The 25,492-nt window shown below is 34.1% G+C and carries 29 protein-coding genes; 13 read left to right on the top strand and 16 right to left on the bottom strand.

The features are described 5' to 3' along the window. Positions 1-14 precede the first annotated feature (14 nt). Entirely contained in the window at positions 15-698 is a 684-nt protein-coding gene (locus N4T20_RS12570) for a Crp/Fnr family transcriptional regulator (RefSeq protein WP_260669494.1), read from the top strand. Here N4T20_RS12570 and mazG read toward each other — a convergent pair. The 3 genes from mazG to def form a co-directional block, all read right to left on the bottom strand. Beyond that, on the bottom strand, positions 695-1,465 hold the full coding sequence (gene mazG, locus N4T20_RS12565) for a nucleoside triphosphate pyrophosphohydrolase (RefSeq protein ID WP_260669493.1): 771 nt from the start codon (positions 1,463-1,465) through the stop codon (positions 695-697). The genes N4T20_RS12570 and mazG overlap by 4 nt on opposite strands. 98 nt (positions 1,466-1,563) lie before the next feature. Further along, entirely contained in the window at positions 1,564-2,049 is a 486-nt protein-coding gene (locus N4T20_RS12560; protein ID WP_008462651.1) for a DUF5606 domain-containing protein, read from the bottom strand. A gap of 60 nt (positions 2,050-2,109) precedes the next feature. Beyond that, complete coding sequence (gene def, locus N4T20_RS12555; protein ID WP_260669492.1) at positions 2,110-2,700, bottom strand: peptide deformylase; 591 nt, start codon at positions 2,698-2,700, stop codon at positions 2,110-2,112. A 202-nt stretch (positions 2,701-2,902) separates the two neighbouring features. On the opposite strand from def, the gene N4T20_RS12550 reads away from it, so the two are divergent. Further along, on the top strand, positions 2,903-5,125 hold the full coding sequence (locus N4T20_RS12550; protein WP_260669491.1) for an FUSC family membrane protein: 2,223 nt from the start codon (positions 2,903-2,905) through the stop codon (positions 5,123-5,125). Between the two features lie 39 nt (positions 5,126-5,164). On the opposite strand, the gene N4T20_RS12545 is transcribed toward N4T20_RS12550, so the two are convergent. From N4T20_RS12545 to N4T20_RS12525, 5 genes are all read right to left on the bottom strand, one after another. Continuing rightward, positions 5,165-6,658 carry a malate:quinone oxidoreductase gene (locus N4T20_RS12545; RefSeq protein WP_260669490.1) on the bottom strand — a complete coding sequence of 498 codons (1,494 nt, stop codon included), beginning with the start codon at positions 6,656-6,658 and terminating at the stop codon, positions 5,165-5,167. Between the two features lie 126 nt (positions 6,659-6,784). Further along, positions 6,785-7,198 (bottom strand): Holliday junction resolvase RuvX, encoded by a 414-nt coding sequence (gene ruvX, locus N4T20_RS12540; protein WP_008462647.1) that lies wholly within the window; start codon positions 7,196-7,198, stop codon positions 6,785-6,787. A 45-nt stretch (positions 7,199-7,243) separates the two neighbouring features. After that, positions 7,244-7,525 (bottom strand): type II toxin-antitoxin system RelE/ParE family toxin, encoded by a 282-nt coding sequence (locus N4T20_RS12535; RefSeq protein ID WP_260669489.1) that lies wholly within the window; start codon positions 7,523-7,525, stop codon positions 7,244-7,246. Further along, positions 7,515-7,748, bottom strand: coding sequence for a hypothetical protein (locus N4T20_RS12530; protein ID WP_260669488.1), 234 nt, complete (start codon positions 7,746-7,748; stop codon positions 7,515-7,517). Before N4T20_RS12530 ends, N4T20_RS12535 begins: the two co-directional genes overlap by 11 nt. A gap of 175 nt (positions 7,749-7,923) precedes the next feature. After that, positions 7,924-8,556: a PAS domain-containing protein gene (locus N4T20_RS12525; RefSeq protein WP_260669487.1), complete on the bottom strand. Its 633-nt coding sequence runs from the start codon at positions 8,554-8,556 to the stop codon at positions 7,924-7,926. 264 nt (positions 8,557-8,820) lie between these two features. Between N4T20_RS12525 and N4T20_RS12520 the strand changes: the two genes are divergently transcribed. Further along, positions 8,821-9,636 (top strand): 2,3,4,5-tetrahydropyridine-2,6-dicarboxylate N-succinyltransferase, encoded by an 816-nt coding sequence (locus tag N4T20_RS12520; protein ID WP_008462641.1) that lies wholly within the window; start codon positions 8,821-8,823, stop codon positions 9,634-9,636. Between the two features lie 55 nt (positions 9,637-9,691). Here N4T20_RS12520 and N4T20_RS12515 read toward each other — a convergent pair whose 3' ends face one another. From N4T20_RS12515 to N4T20_RS12505, 3 genes are all read right to left on the bottom strand, one after another. After that, positions 9,692-10,441, bottom strand: a complete 750-nt coding sequence (locus N4T20_RS12515) for a glycosyltransferase family 2 protein (protein ID WP_260669486.1) — start codon at positions 10,439-10,441, stop codon at positions 9,692-9,694. Between the two features lie 9 nt (positions 10,442-10,450). Continuing rightward, the gene (locus N4T20_RS12510; RefSeq protein ID WP_260669485.1) at positions 10,451-11,164 is read right to left on the bottom strand and encodes a polysaccharide deacetylase family protein; all 714 of its coding nucleotides are present in this window, start codon (positions 11,162-11,164) and stop codon (positions 10,451-10,453) included. 295 nt (positions 11,165-11,459) lie between these two features. Beyond that, the gene (locus tag N4T20_RS12505) at positions 11,460-12,209 is read right to left on the bottom strand and encodes a glycosyltransferase family 2 protein (protein WP_260669484.1); all 750 of its coding nucleotides are present in this window, start codon (positions 12,207-12,209) and stop codon (positions 11,460-11,462) included. Positions 12,210-12,336: 127 nt separating this feature from the next. Here N4T20_RS12505 and N4T20_RS12500 point away from each other — a divergent pair, with 127 nt between their 5' ends. Both N4T20_RS12500 and N4T20_RS12495 read left to right on the top strand, forming a co-directional pair. After that, complete coding sequence (locus N4T20_RS12500; protein WP_260669483.1) at positions 12,337-13,401, top strand: glycosyltransferase family 9 protein; 1,065 nt, start codon at positions 12,337-12,339, stop codon at positions 13,399-13,401. Positions 13,402-13,423: 22 nt separating this feature from the next. After that, positions 13,424-14,194, top strand: a complete 771-nt coding sequence (locus N4T20_RS12495) for a glycosyltransferase family 2 protein (RefSeq protein ID WP_260669482.1) — start codon at positions 13,424-13,426, stop codon at positions 14,192-14,194. Here the strand turns inward: N4T20_RS12495 and N4T20_RS12490 are convergent. Next, positions 14,175-14,942 carry a lipopolysaccharide kinase InaA family protein gene (locus N4T20_RS12490; RefSeq protein WP_260669481.1) on the bottom strand — a complete coding sequence of 256 codons (768 nt, stop codon included), beginning with the start codon at positions 14,940-14,942 and terminating at the stop codon, positions 14,175-14,177. The genes N4T20_RS12495 and N4T20_RS12490 overlap by 20 nt on opposite strands. A 60-nt stretch (positions 14,943-15,002) precedes the next feature. Here N4T20_RS12490 and N4T20_RS12485 point away from each other — a divergent pair, with 60 nt between their 5' ends. The 3 genes from N4T20_RS12485 to N4T20_RS12475 all read left to right on the top strand — a co-directional run bounded on the left by N4T20_RS12485 (position 15,003) and on the right by N4T20_RS12475 (position 17,946). Further along, positions 15,003-15,962 (top strand): hypothetical protein, encoded by a 960-nt coding sequence (locus N4T20_RS12485; RefSeq protein WP_260669480.1) that lies wholly within the window; start codon positions 15,003-15,005, stop codon positions 15,960-15,962. A gap of 156 nt (positions 15,963-16,118) precedes the next feature. Next, positions 16,119-17,282: an acyltransferase family protein gene (locus tag N4T20_RS12480; protein WP_260669479.1), complete on the top strand. Its 1,164-nt coding sequence runs from the start codon at positions 16,119-16,121 to the stop codon at positions 17,280-17,282. 103 nt (positions 17,283-17,385) lie between these two features. Continuing rightward, on the top strand, positions 17,386-17,946 hold the full coding sequence (locus N4T20_RS12475; RefSeq protein WP_260669478.1) for an L-threonylcarbamoyladenylate synthase: 561 nt from the start codon (positions 17,386-17,388) through the stop codon (positions 17,944-17,946). A gap of 278 nt (positions 17,947-18,224) precedes the next feature. Here the strand turns inward: N4T20_RS12475 and N4T20_RS12470 are convergent, their stop codons facing one another. Next, positions 18,225-19,349 (bottom strand): cysteine desulfurase family protein, encoded by a 1,125-nt coding sequence (locus N4T20_RS12470; RefSeq protein WP_260669477.1) that lies wholly within the window; start codon positions 19,347-19,349, stop codon positions 18,225-18,227. Positions 19,350-19,436: 87 nt separating this feature from the next. Here N4T20_RS12470 and N4T20_RS12465 point away from each other — a divergent pair, with 87 nt between their 5' ends. Then, positions 19,437-20,435: a hypothetical protein gene (locus N4T20_RS12465; RefSeq protein ID WP_260669476.1), complete on the top strand. Its 999-nt coding sequence runs from the start codon at positions 19,437-19,439 to the stop codon at positions 20,433-20,435. A gap of 150 nt (positions 20,436-20,585) precedes the next feature. On the opposite strand, the gene N4T20_RS12460 is transcribed toward N4T20_RS12465, so the two are convergent. Further along, on the bottom strand, positions 20,586-21,137 hold the full coding sequence (locus N4T20_RS12460; protein WP_260669475.1) for a Smr/MutS family protein: 552 nt from the start codon (positions 21,135-21,137) through the stop codon (positions 20,586-20,588). A 1-nt stretch (position 21,138) separates the two neighbouring features. Further along, positions 21,139-21,312: a hypothetical protein gene (locus N4T20_RS12455; RefSeq protein ID WP_008462622.1), complete on the bottom strand. Its 174-nt coding sequence runs from the start codon at positions 21,310-21,312 to the stop codon at positions 21,139-21,141. Positions 21,313-21,420: 108 nt separating this feature from the next. Between N4T20_RS12455 and N4T20_RS12450 the strand changes: the two genes are divergently transcribed. Next, on the top strand, positions 21,421-21,705 hold the full coding sequence (locus N4T20_RS12450) for a DUF2752 domain-containing protein (RefSeq protein WP_260669474.1): 285 nt from the start codon (positions 21,421-21,423) through the stop codon (positions 21,703-21,705). An 86-nt stretch (positions 21,706-21,791) separates the two neighbouring features. On the opposite strand, the gene N4T20_RS12445 is transcribed toward N4T20_RS12450, so the two are convergent. Then, complete coding sequence (locus N4T20_RS12445; RefSeq protein WP_260669473.1) at positions 21,792-22,493, bottom strand: DUF1003 domain-containing protein; 702 nt, start codon at positions 22,491-22,493, stop codon at positions 21,792-21,794. Between the two features lie 191 nt (positions 22,494-22,684). Here N4T20_RS12445 and N4T20_RS12440 point away from each other — a divergent pair, with 191 nt between their 5' ends. From N4T20_RS12440 to N4T20_RS12430, 3 genes are all read left to right on the top strand, one after another. Beyond that, the gene (locus N4T20_RS12440) at positions 22,685-23,476 is read left to right on the top strand and encodes a serine O-acetyltransferase (RefSeq protein WP_035690666.1); all 792 of its coding nucleotides are present in this window, start codon (positions 22,685-22,687) and stop codon (positions 23,474-23,476) included. Position 23,477: 1 nt separating this feature from the next. Beyond that, a complete protein-coding gene (gene cysM / locus N4T20_RS12435; RefSeq protein WP_260669472.1) occupies positions 23,478-24,365 on the top strand; it encodes a cysteine synthase CysM in 888 nt (295 codons plus the stop codon). Positions 24,366-24,481: 116 nt separating this feature from the next. Further along, entirely contained in the window at positions 24,482-25,468 is a 987-nt protein-coding gene (locus N4T20_RS12430) for an aldo/keto reductase (protein ID WP_260669471.1), read from the top strand. Positions 25,469-25,492 lie beyond the last annotated feature (24 nt).

Below are 25,492 nucleotides of genomic sequence, written 5' to 3'. Positions count from 1 at the left end.
AAACAAATATTGTCATGAGTAAATGTGATCAATGCATTGTACGCCAGCTAAGCTCATTAAAAGCCCTTAATAAAGAAGAAGTTATTAAATTAGCCAGCAGTAAAACAACTTACAAAATTAAAAAAGGTGAAGCTCTTTTTGAAGAAGGCGAAGTAACCAATGGTGTTTTCTGCGTAAAAGACGGTGTTGGAAAACTTTCAAAACTGAGTGCAAACGGAAAAGACCAAATTGTAAAATTGGTAAAATCTGGCGAACTTCTTGGACAGCGTTCTATGATTAGCAATGAGCCTGCAAATTTGACTGCAAAAGCAATTGCCGACATGGAAGTTTGTTTTATTCCTAAAACTGAAATCATCAATTTCTTTAATAATAACAATCAGTTTTCTTTAAATATGATGCAGTCTGTCTGCGAAGATTTAAAGGAATCTGAGAACGAAAAAATTGCCTTAGTTCAAAAAACGGTTAAGCAGAGGCTTGCCGAAACTTTGCTGCACCTGCACGATGAATTTGGCGAAGACACCGATAAAACACTTAAAGTACAGCTAACAAGAGAAGAGCTAGCCGGCATTATTGGCACGGCAACAGAAAGCTGTATTCGTCTATTATCTGATTTTAACAAACTGGGATTAATAGAATTAGTCGGTAAAAAAATTATGCTTAAAGATGTTCGCGCTTTAAAGAAATTGGCCGACAACTAGAGTTTCTTAGCTTCATTCCAGAAAACATCCATTTCTGTAAGGGTCATATCCATTAATGGCTTTCCTAATTCGTTTGCTTTGCTTTCCAAGTACTGAAAACGTTTTATAAACTTTTTATTGGTTCTTTCTAACGCATCTTCTGGGTTTACATTCAAAAATCGAGCGTAATTAATCATAGAAAACAAGACATCTCCAAACTCGTCTTCAATTTTATCCTGATCTCCTGTTTTTACTTCGTCTTCCAATTCCTGCAATTCTTCTTGCACTTTATCCCAAACCTGATGAGGTTCTTCCCAATCAAACCCTACTCCTTTTACTTTGTCTTGAATACGGCTCGCCTTAACCATTGCCGGAAGACTTCTAGGAACGCCTTCTAAAACCGATTTCTTGCCTTCTTTGAGCTTTAGTTTTTCCCAATTTTGTTTTACTTCTTCCTCATTTTCTACCTTCACATCTCCATAAATATGCGGGTGACGGTGAATCAATTTTTCACAGATTTCATTGCAAACATCTGCAATGTCAAAATCGTTTGTCTCACTGCCTATTTTAGCATAAAAAACAATATGAAGGAGTAAGTCTCCTAATTCTTTTTTAACTTCATTTAAATCATTATCCAAAATAGCATCTCCCAGCTCGTAGGTCTCTTCGATTGTTAAATGCCTTAACGTCTGAAGGGTCTGCTTTTTATCCCACGGACATTGTTCACGAAGTTCATCCATGATATTTAATAATCTTTCAAATGCTTTTAACTGGTTTTCTCTACTCATTTTGAAGTTTCTTTTGATTTAAACTCGATTTTGTAAAATTAAAAAATCCTGTCAAGAAAACATCTTAACAGGATTATTTTATGTTTAAAGAAAAAAGACTATTCTTCTTTTTTAGCTTTTGCTTTTTTAGCTGCTGGAGCTTTTTTAGGTTTTTCAGCAGCAACTGGAGCTTCTTCTTTTGGTTCTTCAGCTGCAGGAGCCAAATCTGTAACCAAACCTTTTGCTTGAAGCGTGTTGTACCAGCTTAATACTTTTTTGATATCTGATGGATAAACTCTTTCTTCATCGTAATCAGGAAGAATTTGTTTAAAATAAGCAGACAGAGTAGCGTTATCTTCTTTATGAGAGATCGCTTGTCCTTTATTTTCTTTAACGGCAATCTGCTGCATTACTTCAGTTAACGGTTTTTCGCCTTCATATGTATAAATCGAAATTTCAGACAATAAACTTACATTGCTTTTTAGATTTACAGTAATCTTCTTCCCATCAATTAATGATTCCGCCACAAAACCTGTACGAGTTTGTACTTTTAATTCGTATAAACCTGGTTTTCCTGAAATGGCTAAAATTTTCGTTAAATTCATTTTTATTAAAATTAGTATTAAGAATTTTATTTATTTTTTGTTTCTAAGCATTTAGAAAACTTATCTTGCTTTTTTAGCTGCGTAAAATTTCATTCTATATTCCTGAGATGTTTTACCTTCAGTAATATTTTTCAATTTCTTTTGGATCAAACGCTTTTTTAGAGATGATATTTTATCTGTAAACAAGATTCCTTCAATGTGGTCGTATTCATGCTGAATAACTCTTGCGATTAATCCGTCGAATACTTCCGTTTTCATTACAAAATCTTCTTCACAATATTCGATTGTAACGGTTGGTTTTCTGTAAACGTCTTCACGCACATCAGGAATACTCAAACAGCCTTCATTAAATCCCCACTCTTCTCCTTCTTCTTTAACGATTTTAGCATTGATAAAAGTCTTCTTAAAGCCATCTAAATCTTTTTGCTCCTCTGAAGGAAGATCCTCATCATCACTAAAAGGCGTTGTATCTATCACAAACAAACGAATTGGCAGTCCAACCTGCGGTGCTGCAAGTCCAACTCCATACGCATTGTACATCGTCTCGTACATATTTGCGATCGTTTCTTTTAGGTTTGGATATTCTGGTGTAATATCCTGCCCTACTTTTCTTAAAACAGGATCACCGTATCCTACAATTGGTAAAATCATTTGTTTTTATTTATGTTTTAATGTGCTGCAAAATCAGAATTTAAGTTCTGATATTTCAGCTGGCAAAAATAGTAAAAAATAGTCAATGAATAATTCTTATGCTACATTATATCGTATTTTTTACAAGCTACTCAAAAAACTCATCTATAATTATGCCAAAATCACTCCTACAATTCTTACCTTTGTTAGTAAACCTCTTTTTATGATTGATAAGATTTCGAAATTTACCAACAGTACTTCCTTTCTAAATGCCTCTAAAGTAACTATTGCTTCTGTTGTTCCTGTTTTAGTTTTAAATTTTTTAGGTCATTTTGAAATAGGTTTTACTATTGCACTTGGCGCTTTTTATACCTATCCCAGCGATATTCCGAGTTCTCTCAGCCATAAAATAAAAGGATTAATTGCGGCTTCTTTTATTGTTTCGGGCGTAAATCTTTTGGTGAATCTCGTTTATCCGTTTCCTTTTCTATTTTATATTTTTTTAGGCTTTCTTCTGTTTTTATGTTCTATGATTTCAGTTTACGGACAGCGAGCCACTTTAATATCTTTCTCTGCCTTATTATCCATTTCTCTATCTTTTGGTCATTTGCACGAAGGCTGGGAGGCTTTTGAATACTCAGGTTTTATTTTTATTGGAGGTATCCTATATTTAATAGTGTCTCTGGTTTTTCATTTTGTACAGCCATATAAATATGTGGAATTGCAAATTGCCGAGGGAATAAAACTTACTGCCAAATATCTCAAATTAAGAGGCGATTTGTGGAGTCCTGAAGCCAAAAGACAGACAATTATAGAAAAACAGCTGGCTGTACAGGTAGAATTGAATCTTATTCATGAAGATTTAAGAAAAATGCTGATTGGAAACCAAAACACATCTGGAACTACAAGCCAGAACCGAAAAATGCTTTTGGTTTTTATTACGCTGGTTGAAATTCAAGAATTGGCACTATACACTTCTTTTGATCATAGCAAACTTCATCAAAAATTTGCTAAACATCCTGACGTTTTAAGAACGTATCAAAATGTTGCCTACAAACTGGCTTCGACGCTCAAAAAGCTATCCAAAAACGTTAATCACATTAGCACCTATGTTGACAAGCATGATTTGAAAAATGAATTGGATGCTCTAGAGTTTGCCATATTTGATTATGAAAAAACTTTAGGAAAAGAAGAAGCCGCAGAAGGCGTACTTATGCTGACCAATATGCTGAAATATGCTAAAAATCAGGTTGGCAAAATAAAAACGATACAGCGAGCGCTTTCTTTAGCAATGCAGTCTTATAAATTGAAAGACAAAGATAAGGAGCTCGAAAAATTTCTTACGCCACAATATTATCCGCTTAGAACTTTAATTGAAAACTTAAGCTATTCATCTTCCATTTTCAGGCATTCGATACGATTGACCATTACCATTTTGATCGGTTTTTTTCTCGGACAAGTTTTGCCATTCCAAAATGTGTATTGGATCCTGCTCACGATTGTCGTAATTATGCGCCCTGGTTATGGACTGACAAAAGAGCGCTCCTACAACAGAATGTTCGGTACTGTTCTGGGAGGGATTATTGCTTTTGGAATTGTATCTGTTATTCAAAATCACGTAGCGCTGAGTATTTTCTCTATTATATGTATGCTTTTGGGAATTTCATTTACCCAAATCAATTATAAGATCAGTGCAACATTTGTTACGATGTATGTCGTTTTTATCTACGGAATTCTGACTCCTGATGTGAATGAGGTAATTCAATACAGAATATTAGATTCGCTTGCTGGAGCAATTTTGGCTTTTATTGCCAATCAGTTTTTATGGCCAGCTTGGGAATTTATCAATACGCCCATTCATATTGAGAATACCATTCGGGCCAATAGAAATTACCTAAAAGAAATTGCAGATTTTTATAATAAAAAAGGAGAAGTTCCTACTTCGTATCGTTTAGCACGAAAAAACGCTTTTGTCGAAATAGGAAATTTAATGACCTCTTTTCAGCGTATGATGCAGGAACCAAAATCAAAGCAAAAAACAATGCCTTTGGTAAACAAACTAGTAGTTTTAAATCATTCTCTGTTATCTGCTTTAGCATCGTTGTCAACTTATATTCAGTCGCATCAGACTACTTCTGCATCAGATTCTTTTAATTATATCATTAAAACTATTCTAGCCAATTTGGATCATTCTATTTCTGTTTTAAGAAACGAAGTTGTGGTACAGGATACTTTTTTTGAAAAAGAAGATGTGACTTTACAATTTGAAGAATTAAAGCGCAAACATTTTACGCGTTTGGCTGAGGATGATGATTTGGATAAAGAAACCCGCCAGGCAAAAATGCAAGAAGCGCAAATGGTAATCGAGCAATTAATCTGGATGAGCAATCTGGCAGAAAAAATTCTAAAAAACACAACCGACTTAAAAGCAACAAATCCAGATTAATTCATCTGGATTTGTTTTTTTTATATTCAATATTGAAGCTTACTTTAATTTTAAAACTTCTGCTGTTTGTTTTCTTAATTTTTCTAAAAGCTCTGGCTTATCATTTAACGTCTGCCCGTAAGACGGAATCATTGTTTTTAATTTTGCCTGCCATTCTGGCGATTTAATTTGATGAGTAAAACATCTGCTTACCAAATCAACCATAATTGCTACAGCTGTAGAAGCACCTGGAGAAGCACCTAATAAAACTGCTAAAGTTCCGTCGTGCGTATTGATCACTTCTGTACCAAATTCTAAAACTCCACCTTCTTTTTCATCTTTTTTAATAACCTGAACACGCTGTCCTGCTTTTTCTAATTTCCAGTCTTTTGAGCGAGCTGTTGGAAGATATTCGCGTAATGCCTTCATTCTGTCTTTTGGAGACTGACGCACTTGCTCGATCAAATATTTCGTTAATGGAATATTATGATATCCTGCAGCAAGCATCGGAATTAAGTTATTAGGCTTAATAGACATTGGCAAATCTAAATAAGAACCGTTTTTAAGGAAACGCGTTGAGAATCCTGCAAATGGTCCAAAAAGAAGCGCTTTTTCTCCATCAATTACACGTGTATCTATATGCGGAACAGACATTGGAGGAGCTCCAACACTTGCTTTTCCGTACACTTTTGCCTGGTGTTTTGCGATTACTTCTGGGTTGGTGCATTTCAGCCATTGCCCGCTTACAGGGAAACCTCCATATCCATTTCCTTCTGGAACATTGGCTTTTTCCAATAAAGGAAGAGAACCCCCTCCTGCACCAATAAACACAAATTTTGTATAAGCTTTACGAGTTTTTCCTGTCGATAAATCTTTAATTTTAATTCTCCAAGATTTGTCTTCGCGCTGTTTTAGCTTTTTAACTTCGTGATTGAAGAACAGAGAAACGCCGTCTAGTTTTTCTAAATAATTAAACATACTTCTTGTTAAAGCACCAAAATTAACATCGGTACCAATTTCCATATGTGTTGCTGCTAATTTTTCGTCAGCAGTTCTTCCTTCCATAACTAATGGCATCCATTTTTGAAGCTGTTCAAAATCGGTGCTAAAAGTCATGTCAGCAAAGATTGGGTTGCTTTGAAGCGCTTCAAACCTCTTTTTTAAATAATTTACGTTTTTATCTCCCCACACAAAACTCATATGAGGCACGCTTTTAATAAAATTATCCGGAGACGGCACTTTATTCTGCTGTACTAAGTAAGACCAAAACTGGCGAGAAATCTCAAATGATTCTGCTATGCTTATTGCTTTTTTAGGATCTATGCTTCCGTCTGCCTTTTCTGGAGTATAATTTAGTTCACAAAAAGCAGAGTGTCCAGTTCCTGCATTATTCCAAGCATCAGAGCTTTCTGCTGCAGCAACATCTAATCTTTCGTAAATTTCAATTTTTATATCTGGTTGTAATTCTTTCAAAATTACTCCGAGAGTGGCACTCATTATTCCAGCGCCAATGAGTACTACATCACTATTTGAACGTATGGTTTCGTCAGGCATAACAGTATTTTTATTTAAAGTGCAAAGGTACTTTTTTAATTGCAAAAAAAAACTAATTTTTAGATGATAAAAGTTAGGATTTTCTAAAAACCATTAAATTATAAATAAAAAATACGGTGAACAGCGCTATTTTTTTGCGGAAAGATAATCTTGAAGCAAAATTGTGGCGGAAATTTCGTCTATTAAACCTTTATTCTGACGCTGTTTTTTACTTAAACCGCTGTCGATCATGGTTTGAAATGCCATTTTTGAAGTAAAACGCTCGTCAACGCGAATCACTTTCATATCTGGAAAGATATTCGAAAAATGCTTTGCAAAACCATTAATCACAGAAGCACTTTCAGATGGCTGGCCGTTCATTTGTTTTGGTTCGCCAATCAAAACCGCTTCAACTTTTTCTTTAGCAAAATAATCTTTCAAAAAGTCAATCAAAGTATGGGTCGGAATTGTGGTTAAGCCCGAAGCAATAATCTGCATTTCGTCTGTCACTGCAATTCCTGTGCGTTTTTGTCCGTAATCTATGGAAAGGATTCTTGGCATGGTGTGAAGTTTTTATATAAAGATTAAAAAGTGAAATTTTAATCTTTAAATGGAGTCTCTATATTTTATAAAACCGAAAATAAAAACAATGTTTTTATCGATATTAATCTCATAAACAGAAACGTAACCTTTAAAAACATAATCCCTAATGTTTTCATTATCAAAATATCTTGATTTTTTAAAAAGAAAGGGATGTTTTAAATCTTTTTTAATATTTCTAAGCAAATCTTTCCTAAACTTTAGCGCTGCTTTAGGTTTATCTTTATAAATATAATGAACTTGTTCTTTTAATAATTTTAAAAATTCATTCGAAATTCTAATTGTCATATTGAGAAAATGTATCGTCTAAAATTGAATCTACTTCATCAATTGAATACAACTTTTCATTGCCACTTTTTAATTTAGCATAAGCTGCCTGCACTTTACTTTTATCATTTTCAAAATCAGAATCTTCTTCTATAATTGTCAATTCGCTAGGAGAAAACTCACTTAATAACTTAAGCACTTTCTCTCTGATTTCTGGCAGAAATTCTAATCTAATTGCTTCCATAACGCTTTCATTTTACAATACAAATATAAACCTTTTCAACCTATTATATTGTACTGAACAATCACTTAATTTAATATTCCCCTCGAGCTTTCTTAAATCAAGAAATAAAAAAATCCGCCCTGAAAACTCAAGACGGACTTTTATCCAAATATTCAAACCTAAAAAATAACTCAATTTATCTTCCGAACAAACGGCTGAAAAAACCTCTGTGTTCTTCTTCCTCTCCTCCATCCTCTTCTTCAGAATAATTAGCAAACTTAGATTGTGACTTTTCATGCTCGTAAATCAGCTCCTTAATATATTCGACGTAAGTCCTCTTTCTCTCTTCTAAGAATCCGATCAAGTACTTTTCGCTAAATTCTACTCCGCTTGCTGCTTCGATCTGCAATAATTTTTTATACAAAGGTTCAATGTGCATCGCAATTACTTCTTGCGGCACTGCTTGTCTTCTTCCGAAATAATTTACAATAACGTCGTTTTCGTCTCGAGCAATTTCAAAATCTGTAATTACCCAATAGTATCTTCCCGATTTTGCAAGGTTTTTTACAATAGCATGGAAGTTTTTCCCATTTTTAAGATTTTCCCAAAGCACTTTAAAGATTACTTTTGGCATATCCGGGTGACGTATGATATTATGAGGCTGTCCCATTAATTCATAGTCTTCATAACCACAAACATCTACAAACACTTCGTTGGCATATTCTATAATGCCATATGCATTTGTTTTACTCATGATAACCTGAGTTTTATCCCAGCTTACTTCTTTGTCTATAATAACTCTGTTTTGAAGGTGATTTTCTTGATTCATATTTTACTGCTTATATGATTTTATTTATGGAATGGTGTGTTGATCAACAGTGCGAAATTAAAGTGAAGAAAAAACAGAAATCCTGACTTTTGTCATATTATGATATAAAAAAACCTTTAATGGTAGTTATATTAATTAAAAACCCTTATGCATTTTATCCATTTCTACAAATAAGAAACAAAAAGTTAAATTTGTAACATTTTCAGGCTGTTTTGCTTTTTTGCATTTCTACAAATACGTTATCTTTGCCAAAAAATTAAACGTATGAATTCTTTACAGACTATAATTGAACAAGCTTGGGAAAACAGAGCTTTATTGCAAGAAACTACAACTACTGATGCCATTAGAGAAGTGATCGAATTGGTAGACGCAGGAAAATTACGTGTTGCTGAACCAGTTGGTGACAAATGGCAGGTAAACGAATGGGTTAAGAAAGCAGTTGTAATGTATTTCCCGATTCAGAAAATGGAAACATGGGAATCTGGTATTTTTGAGTACCATGATAAAATGTTGCTAAAAAGAAATTATGCTGAAAAAGGAATTCGTGTGGTGCCAAATGCTGTTGCTCGCTATGGCGCATACATCTCAAGCGGTGTAATCTTAATGCCAAGCTACGTAAACATTGGAGCGTATGTAGATGAAGGAACAATGGTTGACACTTGGGCAACTGTAGGAAGCTGTGCTCAAATTGGTAAAAACGTGCACTTAAGCGGTGGTGTTGGTATTGGCGGTGTTCTTGAGCCATTGCAAGCTGCTCCAGTAATTATTGAAGACGGGGCTTTTATCGGTTCTCGCTGTATTGTTGTTGAAGGTGTTCATGTTGGTAAAGAAGCCGTTCTTGGAGCTAATGTATGTCTGACAGCATCTACTAAAATTATCGACGTTACAGGTGATGAGCCAGTTGAAATGAAAGGTTATGTGCCTGCTCGTTCTGTAGTTATTCCTGGAAGCTACACTAAGAAATTTGCTGCAGGAGAATATCAAGTTCCTTGCGCATTGATTATAGGAACTCGCAAACCGTCTACAGATTTAAAAACTTCTTTAAACAATGCACTTCGTGAGTACGATGTTGCGGTATAGATTTTAAAAAATCCTAAAATTAAAAATCCAAATTCCAGCCGGAATTTGGATTTTTTTAATTGTTGTTTTTTTGAAGTTTTATGAGCTTGGCATATTTCATATACGAGAAAGAGGCTTGCATCATCGAAAATGTAAATCCATCCAATCCGTTTAAAAAACCCTTCTTAAAGAAATAACATCTTACAAAAGATACCGTTCCATTCAATACGGGCTTAAAACCACTTACTCTTTTGCCTTGGTCGTAAAGCTGTTGGGCGTGCCAAGTCGAATATAAGTTTTTCTTACTAATAAACTGCTCAAAACTGTCCCACGCATAGTGATGTATATGTACTTTTAAGTGTGCCTTATGGTTACCCGAAACCTTTTGATGCACTCTGTCTTTTGAAGGAGAAGCTGTTTTTTTATTAAAAAAGCGTGCTGTTTTATCAGGATACCAACCCGCAAAATCGATTTTCTTTCTTCCTAAATAATTATACAGTCTAAAAGTAAAAACATCAAAACTTTCATTTTTATACTTTCCAGACAATATAAAATTCTCGGCATCTTCGGCCAAAATCTCGTCAGCATCCAGATTTAGAATCCAGTCATTTTTACAATACTGTAGTCCATGAATTCTTTGAGGTCCATCTCCTAAAAACGCTTGAGAGATAACTCTCGCGCCTTTTTCTTCTGCAATTTTTACTGTATTATCGGCACTCAATGAATCTATAACAATTACTTCATCACAAATTCTAAACAGAGCATCTATACATTTCCCTATATTTTTTTCCTCATTATAGGCAATAACTAATCCACTGATTTCCATGCTTAATTCTCAAAATAATTTAAGTTTACCAACCTTTAATTTTAACCTGAATCTAAACAAACTGTCTTCCCCTTTAATATCAATTCTTTTGACTAAATAATTATTTTTAAAAGGAAATTTATTTACTCTGTTTCCAATTCTCAAACCATAGTTTATGCCGTTTTCGCGCATAATTTTTTCAAAAACCTGAAACTCGGCGTCTTTCTTTGCGTAATTGCCAAAAGGATATGCCAAAACAGGTTTTATATCTAATTGATGCTCTCTAATAAAGCTATTTGATTTAATAAAGTCTGCTTCCAATTCTTCTTTTGATAACGAACTATATCTTTTATGTTCAAAAGAATGGTATCCCAACTCAATTAAATTGTTATTTAGCCCTTTCAATTGCTCAATGCTCATTATTTTTTCTTTCCCTTCAATCCAGTAATCAAAATTTCCTACGAAAGAAAAAGGCACAAAAAAAGAAGCTTTGAGTTTATATTTTTCAAGCAAAGGCACTGCGTATGTAAGCTGACATTCTGTAACATCATCAAAAGTTATAATGATGCTTTTGGAAGGGAGACGATTTAAATTCTCCAAATCCTTAAAATGAAATGTTGTGTAATTATTGTCGCTAAGAAACTTTAATTGCGACTCTAATTTTGACACAGAAATACTTAAGTTCAAAGATTGGGCTTCATCTTGAACTACGTTATGATACATTAAAATGGGCAACTTTGACATACTTTTTTCCTTACAAATCTATAAGATAAATAGTATGGTTTAATGAGAAAATAAAAAATTAAGCAAAAAATAATATTACAATAAAATACATGATATTTTTTGCTTTATAATCCTTTAAAATAGTTGATTCTCAATCAATTAAAACACAATCACACATTAAGTAAATATTACATAATTGCAGTCAAAAACTCTTTTTTAGAAGAAATAAAAAAGCGTCTCAAAAACACTTATTTTTTTGCCCAACCAAAAAAGCGCTCAGTTAAGCAAAAAAAATAAATATCCGTGTTTTGTATTTTTATTTTAGCTTTTTTTGAAGTTTCAAAAGCTTGGCATATTTCATATAAGAGAAAAAAGCCTGAATCATTGCGATTGACAGTCCGTCAAGTCCATTAAAAATTCCTTTTTTAAAGAAATAGCAACGAATGAAAGCCACAGTTCCGTTAAGAACAGGTTTAAAAGCATTTATTCTTTTTCCTTGATCAAATAGCTGTTGCGCGTGCCATCCAGAATACTGGTTCTTCTTTGCAATAATTTGGTCTAAAGAATCCCAACCGTAATGAAGAATGTGTACGGCAACTTTTTTTTCATTTTGAGTTACAATTTTCTGATGCACTTTAGAATCTGAAGGATGTGCCGTTTGCTTATTAAAAAAACGAACTTTATGATCTGGGTACCATCCCGAGAAATCAATCAATTTATCTGCTAAAAAGTTTTTTACCCTAAAACTGAAAGCATCATAATTTCCTTCCAGATATTTTTTATTCAGAATGAATTTCTCTGCATCTTTATCCAAAAATTCATCCGCATCAAGATTTAAGATCCAGTCATTTTTACAAAAAGGCAATCCGTGCGTGCGCTGCGGACCATCTCCTAAAAATACCTGCTGAATAACCTGTGCTCCTTTTTCTTTAGCTATTTCTACTGTACGATCTTTACTGAAAGAGTCTACAATAATAACTTCGTCACAAACTTTAAATAAAGCATCTATACATTTTCCAATGTTTTTTTCTTCATTGAAAGTAATAACCAAACCGCTAATTCCCATTGTCAATTTTTAATTTCTTAACTGCAAAAATAAAACTTTTAATTTAGTTTACTCTTAATTAATACCATCACTTGTACACTTCATAAAATAGTTTGTACTTTAGCCTTCTAAATTGAACAGAAAAAAAATGAGAATATTAGTCATTCAGCAAAAAAGGATTGGAGACGTTTTAACAAGCACAATTATCTGCAACAATCTTAAAACCAAGTTTCCAGATTCTACAATTGACTATATGTGTTATCCCAATTCGATTGATGTACTGATAGAAAATCCGAATATCGACAACATTATACCGGTGACTAATAAAATTCGAAAATCGACTTTTGAGTTCATTAAATTCATTTTTGAGATTCGAAGAAAAAAATATGATGCAGTAATAGACGTTTACAGCAAACTGGGAACTAGTTTAATCACGTTTTTTTCTGGAGCAAAATATAAAGTTTCTTACCACAAATGGTACTCTAATATCTTTTACAATTATAGCTACAAACGTCTTGATGCCGTAAAATCAGAATTTGGTTTGGCAATTGAAAACAGATTAATGTTGCTAAAGCCATTCTTCTCTGAAAAGATAACAAACGTAAAACCGAAAATCTTTTTAAAAGAATCTGAAATTGCAGCGGCTAAAAACACTTTAAACAGCTACAACGTAGATCCTCAAAAACCGTTGATCATGTTTGGAATTTTAGGAAGCGAACATTATAAAACATATCCGCTGGACGGAATGGCAAAAATTATTGATTTTACAGTGGCAAAAACAAATGCGACTATTCTCTTTAATTATATTCCGAACCAAAAAGAGCAAGCCTTAGAGGTTTACAATCATTGTTCTGAAGAAACTAAAAGACATATTGTTTTCGATTTATACGCTACCGATTTACGAGAATTTTTGGCCATTCTTTCTCAATGTGAGATGCTAATTGGAAATGAAGGAGGCGCAGTAAATATGGCAAAAGCACTTGAAGTTCCGACTTTCTCTATTTTTACTCCTTCTGTAAGAAAAGAAACATGGCAAATATTTGAAAATGAAGCAAAAAACGTTTCTATTCATTTAAAAGACTTAAAACCTGAAATCTACGAAAAGCATACAGAACAATACATAAAAGAACATACTTTTGAATATTATGCTGAATATCCATTGGAATTAATGCTTCAAAAACTAGAAACTTATTTTCAAGAATATAAAAATTGAAAAAAAGCAAAAGGCATCTCCAATGAATAGTGAAAGGCAAAAATTATCAGTCCTGATTATTACGCTTAACGAAGAACAGCACATAAAATCGCTTCTTGAAGACATTGATTTTGCTGACGAGATCATTGTTGTTGATTCCTACAGTACCGATAAAACAGTAAGCATTGTTGAGTCTTTCAAAAATGTAAAATTAATTCAGAATCCTTTTGCAGATTACACTACCCAACGAAATTTCGCCTTAGACCAGGCCAAAAACTCGTGGGTTTTATTTATTGATGCTGATGAAAGATTGACGCCTGAATTAAAATCTGAAATTGCAGCCACAATTGGTTCTAAAAGTACAGCAAGTGCTTATTTTATCTATCGCACTTTTATGTTCAAAAATAGCAGACTGAATTTTAGCGGCTGGCAGACTGATAAGATTTTCAGACTTTTTGACAAATCAAAGTGTCGATACAATGAGGAAAGAACTGTTCATGAAAAATTAATCGTAAACGGGCGAATTGACACTTTAAAAAACAAAATCATACATTTTTCGTACGCTTCGTATAACGATTACAAATCTAAAATGTACCATTATGGCATTCTTAAAGCCAATGAAAAATTTGCAAAAGGAGTAAAACCTTATTTTTTACTGCTGTTTCTCCATCCGTTATATACCTTCTTGTATCAGTTTATCATCCGTTTAGGTTTTCTGGACGGTAAAAAAGGCGTAATCATTTGTTATTTGAATGCTTACAGCGTTTACATTCGATATAAAGAATTAAGAAAAATTACTTCTTCCAGAATTTAAGTTTCTTTTTCAAGCGTTTTTTTCTGTAAAATTGCTCTTGAAAATCTGACGTATATTTCCATAAAGTATCAAAAATCTTCTCTTCAGATTCTTCTTTATAATATTTAGCATATTCATTGCTCATTACCGCAACCATTTCTTCTAATGGCGTTAAACGGCACAGGTTTTTCATACGCATTTCAAAAGACATCGAATCGTGAAATTCCATTCTGTTTAAATCTACCAGAAAGAAATCGTAATTTCCGTTGGCATTCTTTTTTATTAAAGTATTTCCTGGCGAATGATCTAAGAACTCAATTCCTTTTTCGTGAAGGTCAAAACTGAATTTAGTGAACTGTCTTAAGATATTTTCTCGGTCTGGAAAATCGGGTATTTCTACCAATTCTCTATAAGTAAGGTCACATTCCAGCTGCTCGCTCACGTAAAAACTTTTTTCTAAACCCAATATCGACGAAAATTCAGCAAATGCAATAGGTTTTGGAGTTCCTACGCCCAATTCCAGCAATTTGTTTGCAAACTCAAAAGAGCGTTTTGCTTTGGATTTTCTGAAGTATTTGTAAGCAATTTTATTGATCAAGTGCGGAACTTTAAACGACTTTATATTTATTTTTTTATCGTCTAAATCAAAAAGTTTTATCTGATTGCGCTGGCCAATTACAAAGTCCTCTCCTTTTGTATTGAAAAAACGAATATATTCAAGAAGAATATTTTCAAATTTTTCATATCCGCGATTTAATCTTAAAATCATAAAAATTGTTTCAGCAAATTTAGCTAGTTTTACCAACTAATAAAAACTATTTCGAAGATAATGCATATTACTCTTATAAGTTTAGACAACTGGGGACTAAACAAACATATCGCTGCAGACTTAGAAAAACAAGGACATACAGTACGCCATATCGATTTCAATGCTTTCAAATATAAATACCCTTCTGTATTTCATAAAGCCTATAATGTTCTACTAAAAACGTTTTTCAAAACAAATCTAAAGCATCAGCATTACGGAAAAGAAATTATTAATGAGTTAAAGAAAAATGATCATATTCAAGATGTGATTTTGACCATTAAAGGAGATTTTATAACTCCTCAAAGCATTTTAGAATTTAAAAAATACACCAAAAAATCAATCGGTTTTTTTAATGACAACACGTATCGCTGTCCAAAAATCAAACGGGTTCTTCATTGCTTTGATGAGGTTTTTTCATTTGAAAAAGAAGACTGCGAGAAATTCAATTTAAAATTTGCTCCAAACTGGATTTACAATTCAGAAAACCCGACTAAAAACAGCGCATTCGAATACGATGTTTTCAATATCAGCTCCATTGACAAAAGGCTTCCGATACTAAAAAAAATTGCGGCAAATTTGGCTTCGCAGGGTTCAAAATTCAAATTCATTGTTTATGACAAAAAGCAGAAAGACAATGATAAAAACATCACATATATAAAAAGCCATATGCCTTTAAGCGAAGTAAACGATTACATCACTCGTTCAAAAGTGCTTTTAGACATTAACCGTCTTGGTCAAATTGGGCTTACTTTTAGGGTTTTTGAAAGTTTAGGTTTAGAAAAGAAACTCATCACAACCAATGCAGATATTAAAAACTACGATTTTTACAACCCAAATAATATTTTAATCATTGACGAAAAAGATCCAATTATTCCGGTATCATTTTTCGAAAATGAATATGAAAAAATTCCAGATTCCATATTAAATCAATACACATTAAAAGGCTGGACAAATCGTGTTATTTTTCAAGGCAATTCTTAGTTAGAACAAACGCTAAAAAACATCTTTTGCCCTGTAAGGACTCACTTTCTGTTTAAGATAATTTTAACCCTATTATTTTGCAATTAGAATGTGTTTTCTATTTTTGCAAAAGTTTAAAAATCTGTCAAACACAACAATACAAGCTATCCCTCAAAAATGACGTCCACTTTCTTTATTTGTTTTTTACTCATTCTATTAGCTTTAGTTATTTCGGTAATATTGACCAATAAAATAGTAAAAATCGATCTGCAAGAAATTCGTTATCCTGAAATTGACGGATTAAGAGGGTATCTCGCATTTTTTGTCTTTTTGCATCATAGCTATATTTGGCGTTTTTTCCTTAAAAATGGCAAATGGGAAGAACCTAAGGCAAATTTGTTTAATCATTTTGGGCAAACTACCGTTGCTTTTTTCTTTGTGATTACTGCTTTTTTATTCACTTTAAAATTAATACATAGCAAAAACAAAACAATCGATTGGAGGGGCTACATCACTGCACGCGTGTACAGACTTTTTCCTGCATATCTTTTTTCTGTTGGAATTATATTTTTTATTGCCGGCTATCTGACTGATTTCAAACCACAAGTTCCTTTTTCAGAAAATGCAGTAAGCATACTTTCATGGATCTTTTTCAACGTTAAAAAAGGGCTAAACATTAATGGTTTAGAAGATAGTTTCCTGCTAAATGCCGGCGTAACATGGACACTGCCTTACGAATGGGCTTTTTATTTTTTATTGCCTCTTATCGCTTTATTTTTTAAAATCAAGGTAAATTACAAAACTTTGCTATTATTTACAGCTTCAGCTGCTCTTGTAATGGTTATAAATGGGGCTTCATTGAGACATTTCTTGCCTTTTATTGGGGGAATTATCGCCGCATTAGTAATCAATAAAGGCACTTTTAGCACGGTTTTAAAACAAAAAAAATATACGCTTCTCGCTATTTTTCTGCTTGCTTGCTCTGTTTACTTCTTTAATAGCGGGAGAAAACCAATTCCGATCATTATCACTACAATTGCATTTATCATAATTGCTTCTGGAAATAACTTTTTCGGGATTCTATCAAGCGCCTTTTCACGAAAATTTGGACAAATAACATATAGCATTTATTTGCTTCACGGCATTTTGCTATTCGTTCTTTTCAATTTCGTTATCGGATTTGAAAGAGCCAAGAATTTGACTGAGTTTGAATTCTGGTCTATCATCGCATTATCTGTTTTTCCGTTAATTCTCATCAGTCAGCTGACATTCAAATACATTGAGCATCCGCTGATGGAAATGGCAAAACTGAAATTAAAATCTGCTTCTACAAAATCATAAGCCCTAATTTTATAAACGGTTTCTAAAAACTTCACGTTTTTGTATTGGCAAACAATTACAAGTAAAATGCATAACTTTGCAATCTTAATTGAGCATTATTAAAATGAACGAAGAAATCATCAACGCATACGAAGTAATTAAAAATGGAGGCATAATCTTGTACCCGACAGACACTGTTTGGGGAATTGGATGCGATGCCACAAATGCAGAAGCTGTTGCTAAAATCTACAAACTAAAACAACGCGCAGAAACTCAAAGCATGATTGTTTTAATGAACAGCGAAAAAATGATGTACAACGTTTTTAAGGACATTCCAGAAGTTGCATGGCAGATTATGGATTTATCTGAAAAACCAACTACTCTGATTCTTGACGATGCCAGAAACGTGGCGCCAAATATTATTGCCGCAGACAAATCTTTGGGAGTTAGGTTAGTAAAAGAACCTTTCTGCTACAAATTGATGGAAAGAATGAAAAAACCTTTGGTCTCTACTTCTGCAAATATTTCAGGACAGCCAACACCGCAAAGTTTCAAAGACATCAGCCCAGAAATCATCAATGGCGTAGATTATGTGGTAAAATTAAACCAAGACAAAGTCAACGGAAAATCTTCGACGATTATCAAGTTAACCAAAGATTCTCAGGTAAAAGTTATTCGTAAGTAGTTTTTGTTTCAGGTTTCTCCCGAAGCCTCGGGATCAGGTTTTTGAAAAACTTTGAGTAGCGTTTTTACCGCAAAGTATACAAAGAATAAAACAAAGGTGGCAAAGAAACTTTTGTTGAGAATCCAAATAGTTAAAAAAGTTCGCAAAGCTTTATCAAAATAAGCTTTGCGAACTTTTTTATTTTTAATGGCTTTAAAAAATTCTTAGCGGCCTTTGCGTAATTCTTAAAAAGTTCTACAATTAAGAAAGCTTAGAATCTCAGAACCTTAGCAAAAAACTTAGACCGTTTTCAAACTCTCAATCAGCCAATCGATATCTTCTTTGGTATTATAATGGCTAAATGAAATTCGGAGATTTGGCAATTTCAAATCGGTCTCCGAAAGCATTTCATTTAAGACATGAGAAGGCTTTATGCTTCCAGACTGGCAGGCGCTTCCTCTAGAAACTGCAATTCCTTTCATATCCAAACTAAAAAGCAGCATTGAAGTTTTGTCTGATGAAAATGGCAAAATGATATTGATGATATTATAAAAATCATCTTTCTTTCCGTTGATTCTAAAATCCGGAAAATGAATTTCCAATTGCTCTATCAGATAATTTTTTAATCCTAAGATATAAGCTCTTTCCTCATCCAGTTTTTCATACGAAAGAGCCAAAGCTTTTGCCATTCCAGCAATCTGATGCACGGCTTCGGTTCCTGCGCGAAGGCCTTTTTCTTGCTCACCGCCAAAAAGCAATGGCTGCAAACCAGAATTTTTTCGGATAAAAGCAAATCCAATTCCTTTTGGTCCGTGAAATTTATGCGCACTGGCCAAAATAAAATCAACAGGAGCCTTTTGAAGGTCGATTTCTGTCTTCCCTACAGACTGGACAGTATCTGAATGAAACAAAGCATTATACTGCTTGCAAATCAAACTTACGCGCTCCAAATCTAAAACAGTTCCTGTTTCGTTATTTATATGCATCAAGCTAACCAAAGTCTTTTGTTCCTCAGCCAATAAATTAGACAAATGCGTTAAGTCTAAGCTTCCGTCTGCATTTACCGTAACATAATCAACCTGAATGCCGTATTCTTCCTGCAATGCCCACACGGTATGCAGAACAGCATGATGTTCTATTTTAGAGGTAATGATTCTTTCGACTTTCAAATCTTCAACAGCAGAGCGCAAAATCCAGTTGTCGGATTCAGTCCCGCCAGAAGTGAAAATAATTTCCTGAGCAGTGCAATTTAGGTGTTTGGCAATACTCTTTCTTGAAAGTTCTAAAATTGTTTTGCCGTTTCGCCCAAAACTATGTGTAGACGACGGATTTCCGTAATCCTCAAGCATTATTTTCGTCATTTCCTGAATTACTTCAGGACGCATTGCTGTTGTCGAGGCATTATCTAGATATACTTTTTTCATTGCTGCAAAGTTAAGAAATATCAATTGTCAAATCTTAAATATCATTTGGCATTTTTTTCACTATTTTTGACGCAAATAAATTTTACGATGAAAAAATATGCTGCCCTCCTATTATTTGCACTTTTCCTTAACGGATGCGATGATGGAGATTTGACTGTAGATGAAATAGACTTTGCAGATGTTAAAGAGTCTCAAGCCTGTGATCCTACAACCAATACTTTGATTTATAAATTAAAAACTCAGGAAGCTCTTTTACTTCAAATGCCACAAGGAGCAATTATCAATGATAATGGCACTAAGACATACACAATAGATGCAAATGGCACAGGCTCGTATCGAGTGGTTTATAGAGCTTATGATGGAGCTGTAACAAAAGAAAATATTTGCGGAGTAATTCCGCCAAGCATTCCAAAAGTAACTGAAGAATGGCTTGGAGTTGAAGGACAAATAGAGATTGTGACTACACAAATAGATCCAGCCAATACTAATAATGATGGAGGAACCCGAATTACCGGTTACGAGCACAGTATCGTTTTTAGAAACATCACGTTTATGAAACCTGCAGGAAAACAAACAGAGAAAGAATTTGTGTTTGGAACATTTAACACTACCGTAACACCAGCCGATCTGACTTTTAAAACAAATCCGAATGGTTCTGCTTACGAGTGTGATGAAGTTAAAAGAGTTTACAATTACAACAATTCGTTCTATTTATCTATTGATGATATTGATCCAGCATTGCTTGTGAATGTTGTTACTCCGAGCAACCAGCCGCGTACAAGTTTAATAACAGCAACACAAAATAAAGTATTCTACAGAACGGCAAAAGCAGAAACCGGTTCGATTACGCCTCTTTATGTTTGCTCTAAAATACAGCCAACTTCTCCAATAATTGAAGAAACATGGACAGGCCAGCTTGGCAAACCAAATGAAAGCGGTATTATAGAAGTAACCACTACGCTAACAGGACAAGTTTATACGCATACAATCGTGCTCCGAAATGTAATTTTAGAAAAAGGGAATAGCAGTTTTAAACTTGGAAACAGCTTCGTTCTTGGAAAAATTGACAGGCAAGCAACCAACTAAAAAAATAGATTTCTGAAAAGAAACCAACCGAAATAATTCTTACAAAAAAACGTCTGTTTTTTGAAATGATTTTTGGACTAAATCATAACAGAAAACAGACGTTTTTTTATGCTTTAAATTGAAGCTTTAGCACTTAAAAAAAAGCTTGAATTATTTATTGTTTTGCCTTATATAAACTTCGGTGGCTCCTAGACCATATTTCTGATAATTGGCATCCTGAAAATCAATTCCGTCATAACGGCCTAACAAAAAATCAAGTTCCGCTTTTAAAATTCCTTCTCCGACACCATGTATAAAAACAATTTTAGGAATGCGATTTCTGATCGCAAATTCGATGTGTCTTTTTGCCGTTTCTGTCTGCAGCGTCAAAATATCATAGTTTGACATTCCGCGTTTATTAGGAACCAATTTTTCGATGTGCAGATCAAATTCTGGAACGCCAACATCCCGTTTTTCTTTCTTTTCTTTGACAAAACTTCTTGGTTTTGTTTCGGCTTTCTCTTTTGAAACTTCATCTAAATTAATTCTTTTAATAGAATTCATTAAATTACTGGTTTCTTGAATTTTAATAAGTTCGTTGACTAAAAATGTCATCATAAAACCATCCTCAGTTTCAATCAAAACCTCATTGTTTTTAACCGAAACTACCGTTCCGTTTATGGCTTCGTCAAGTACCGAAACCTTATCTCCTTTTGCCAGCATCCTACTCTTCTTTGTCGTTATTTTTACTTGGTGTTTTTGCACTCAGCTGCATCATTCCGAACATGAAAACTACTATTGCAGCAATCATGATATAAATATTCTTTTCTTCCGAAACCTGTTCGTACAGCGCAACAGAAATTGCAAGAATCATTATTATAATTTTAAAAGTCTTCATCTCTCCTTTGTTTTTAGATTTCAAAAATATAAAACTTTCATATAGCACTTCCATACTGCGCTAAACGTTTGTCATATTTTTTTAGTAAAATTGCAAAAAAGATCTGCCATGAATTTAGAGAAATATATGATCCCCTGTATGTTCAAAACCATATTTGGTTATGACTGTTTAGGGTGCGGTTTTCAGCGCTCATTATTCTTACTTTTTCAAGGCGATTTTTTAGCCGCTTTTAAAATGTACCCGGCGATTTATACCTGTCTTCTGCTCTTCATTTTTTCAGCATTTCATTTCTTAGACAAATCGAGAAATTACAAAAAGCTAATCTGGAGAATGGCCATCATAAATCTATTTTTTATGCTTGGCGGCTATTATTTCAAACACTTTTATTTTTAGATTTTAGATTTTAGATTTTAGATTTTAGATTTTAGATTTTAGATTTTATAAAAGTCGCTTTGCTCCTTTTGGAATTTTAAAAACTTTTATTTTTTAATCTGATTCAAAATATCATTCATCATTTCGATTTGAACTTTCTGAATTTCGATTAGCTCTTGCTGCTGATGCATAATTAAATGATCAATTTTATCATGAATTAACCTAATCTCCAATTCTGATTTCAGATTGATCATATAATCTTTTTTAGCTCGATTGCGGTCTTTTTCTTCCTGACGGTTTTGGCTCATCATAATAACAGGCGCCTGTAAGGCTGCAACGCAAGACAGAATTAGGTTTAAGAGAATAAATGGATACGGGTCAAAACCTTTATTTAAAAAAATATAAACGTTTGCAACGATCCAAATCGAAATAAAAACCACGAAAGAAATGATAAACGTCCAGCTTCCTCCAAAATCAGCTACTTTATCGGCTACTTTTTGCCCTATGCTCCTGATTTCTTCTTCATCCTCGACAATGCTTACTATCGATTTATCTTCTTTCAGTGAAGAAATAACGTTCTTCTCCATCGCAGAAAGCGCTCCAATTTCGCTAGAAAGATAATTTGAAATATATTTTTGGCGGTAAACATTTAATTCATTTATAGAAATGCAGTCCTCAGTACTAAAATCAGGATATTCCTTCTTGATTAATCCCAAAATAGGGTCATGAATTGCTCTTCCGTATATTTTCTCATTTTCAGGAAAAGAAATCCCTGAAATGTCACTTTTAAATGTTTGGTTGTTTTTCATTTTTAATATCTTTTAAAAGCTAATTTACGCAATAAACTTCTTAAGCATTGCATAAAAAAGAACAGTTTGCAATTCATTTTTTATCACAAATCAAACTTCACAAAGAAAATTTCTTTCGTTAAATCGTGATTTTATTTCCAAAAAACGCCTTACTTTTAACGTTCCAAAATTACTCACTCATTTTTACCATTGTGACAAAAGACAATATCATACAAAATATAAGAGCTTTAAAGAGCCATTCACACATAAATTACGGCATTAAAACCAAAACGGAAGACTTTACAGAAAAGCTTTTTTATACGCTATTTGATTCGAATGCGGCGCTAGACGAAAGCATTGACGAACTAGAGTTTCGTTTTAAAGAAATTGCTGTTTTGGCCTGCAAAAAGCCTCAAAATTTATGCGAATCTATTTGGGACCGCTTTTTAGAAAAACTTCCTGGAGTTTTAGAAAAGCTAAATCAAGATGCAGAGTATATTCTTGAAAACGATCCCGCTTCAAACAGCATTGATGAAGTGTACTTGGGATATCCGGGATTTTATGCAATCGCTATTTACAGATTGAGCCACGAATTATATCACCTCGATTTATTGCTTTTTTCCCGATTGATGAGCGAATATGCGCATAGAATTACGGGTACAGATATTCACGCAGGAGCCGATATTGCATCGCCGTTTTTTATCGATCACGCAACGGGCATTGTAATTGGAGAGACTACCGTTATTAAAAAACACGTAAAAATCTATCAAGGTGTTACACTTGGCGCTTTGAGCGTAAGCAAAGAAATGAAAAACGCTAAAAGACATCCGACTGTAGAAGCCAATGTCTGCATTTATGCCAACGCCACAATTTTGGGAGGAGAAACTGTAATTGGCAAAAACAGTATTGTTGGAGGAAATGCCTGGATTACAAAATCGATTCCAGAAGATTCTATCGTTTTAAACACCACTACTACTGAAGTTAAAATAAAAGAAAAAAAATAAAATGAATTCACATAAATTATTAAACCTAATTGGCAATACTCCGCTAATGGAAACGGTCAATCTAGTTAAAAATAAAAATGTAAAACTTTTACTGAAACTGGAAGGAAATAATCCGGGAGGAAGTGTAAAAGACAGGGCTGCATACAATATGATTGCTTCTGCATTAGAAAGAGGCGACATCAAAAAAGGCGATAAATTGATTGAAGCAACCAGCGGAAACACTGGAATTGCTTTAGCAATGATCGCGCAGCTTTTTGGCATCGAGATCGAATTGGTTTTGCCAGAAGACTCAACCAAAGAACGCACTCAGACCATGCGTGCTTATGGCGCGACAGTGATCCTTACGCCTGCGAGCGAAGGAATTATTGGCTCTAGAGATTATGCCGATAAAAAAGTGGCGCAAGGCGGATATTTGATGCTAAATCAGTTTGCCAATGATGACAACTGGAAAGCACACTACAAAACAACAGGGCCTGAAATATGGAATGATACTGACGGAACAGTAACCCATTTTGTTTCTGCTATGGGAACAACTGGAACCATTATTGGAACTTCGACTTACTTGAAAGAAAAGAATCCAAATGTTCAGATTATTGGTGCACAGCCTAGTGATGGTTCGCAGATTCCAGGTATCCGTAAATGGCCGCAAGAATATCTTCCAAAAATATTTGATGCTTCTAAAGTGGATACGGTTATCGATGTAAGCGAAGAAGAAGCACGCGCCATGACCAAAAGACTAGCGCTTGAAGAAGGCGTTTTTGCTGGAATGAGCAGCGGCGGTTCTGTAGCTGTTGCCCTTAAAATTGCAGAACAACTAGAATCTGGAGTTTTAGTTGCCGTAATCTGCGATAGAGGCGATCGCTATTTGTCTTCGGATTTGTTTGATTAATCCTTTAAGGTTCAAAGTCGCAAAGATGCAGAGGCGCAAAGTTTTTTTTTAAAACTTCTCTAAAGAAACCTTTGCCACTTTAAGCCTCTGAACCTTTGAACCTCAAAAAGAAAAAAATGAACTACAGAAAACTAGGAAAAACAAACTTTACGATCTCAGAGATCTCGCTTGGCACTTGGCAGGTTGGCGGAAAATGGGGATCGGGTTTTGATGATAAAAAGGCCGACGAACTTTTGAATACGGCTATTGACAACGGCGTAAACTTTATTGACACTGCGGATGTTTATGAAAATGGATTAAGCGAAACTGCTGTTGGAAGAGTGGTTCGTTCTCGTTCTGAAAGAATTTTTGTTGCCACAAAATGCGGCCGCCAGATAAATCCTCACGTTAATGAAGGATATACTCCGAAAGTACTTCAAAAATTTGTTGAAGAGAGTTTAAAAAGAACTGGTTTAGAAACGCTTGACCTGATTCAGCTGCATTGCCCCCCAACAGAAGTTTATTATCGCCCAGAAATATTCGAACTTTTTGACCGACTAAAAGATCAGGGGAAAATTCTTAATCTTGGAGTAAGCGTTGAAAAAGTTGAGGAGGCATTAAAAGCTATGGAATATTCTAATGTGACCACGGTTCAGATTATTTTCAATCTGTTTCGTCAGCGTCCGTCTGAATTGTTTTTCTCAGAAGCCAAAAAGAAAGACATTGGAATCATCGCAAGAGTTCCGTTGGCTAGCGGGCTTTTAACAGGTAAATTTGATTCAAAAACCACTTTTGAACCTCAGGATCACCGTAATTTTAATCGTAACGGAGAAGCGTTTGATAAAGGTGAGACTTTCTCTGGAATTGATTATGAATTGGGATTAAAGGCGGTTGATGAATTAAAAGCGTTATTTCCTGAATCGAAAAATCTGGCTGCCATTGCCCTTCAGTGGATTTTAAGCTTTAACGAAGTAAGCTGCATTATTCCGGGAGCATCAAAAACAGAGCATATTTTATCTAATTTATCAGTTTATGATACTCCGAAATTAACTTCAGAACAGATTGCAGCCATGAATAAAATCTACAGCGATCTAATCAAGCCATCAGTACATCAGCTTTGGTAGCACATAAAGAAAATCATAAAAGGG

The sequence above is a fragment of the Flavobacterium sp. TR2 genome (assembly GCF_025252405.1).
GTDB lineage: Bacteria > Bacteroidota > Bacteroidia > Flavobacteriales > Flavobacteriaceae > Flavobacterium.
This window is presented reverse-complemented; position numbering and strand designations above follow the sequence as displayed.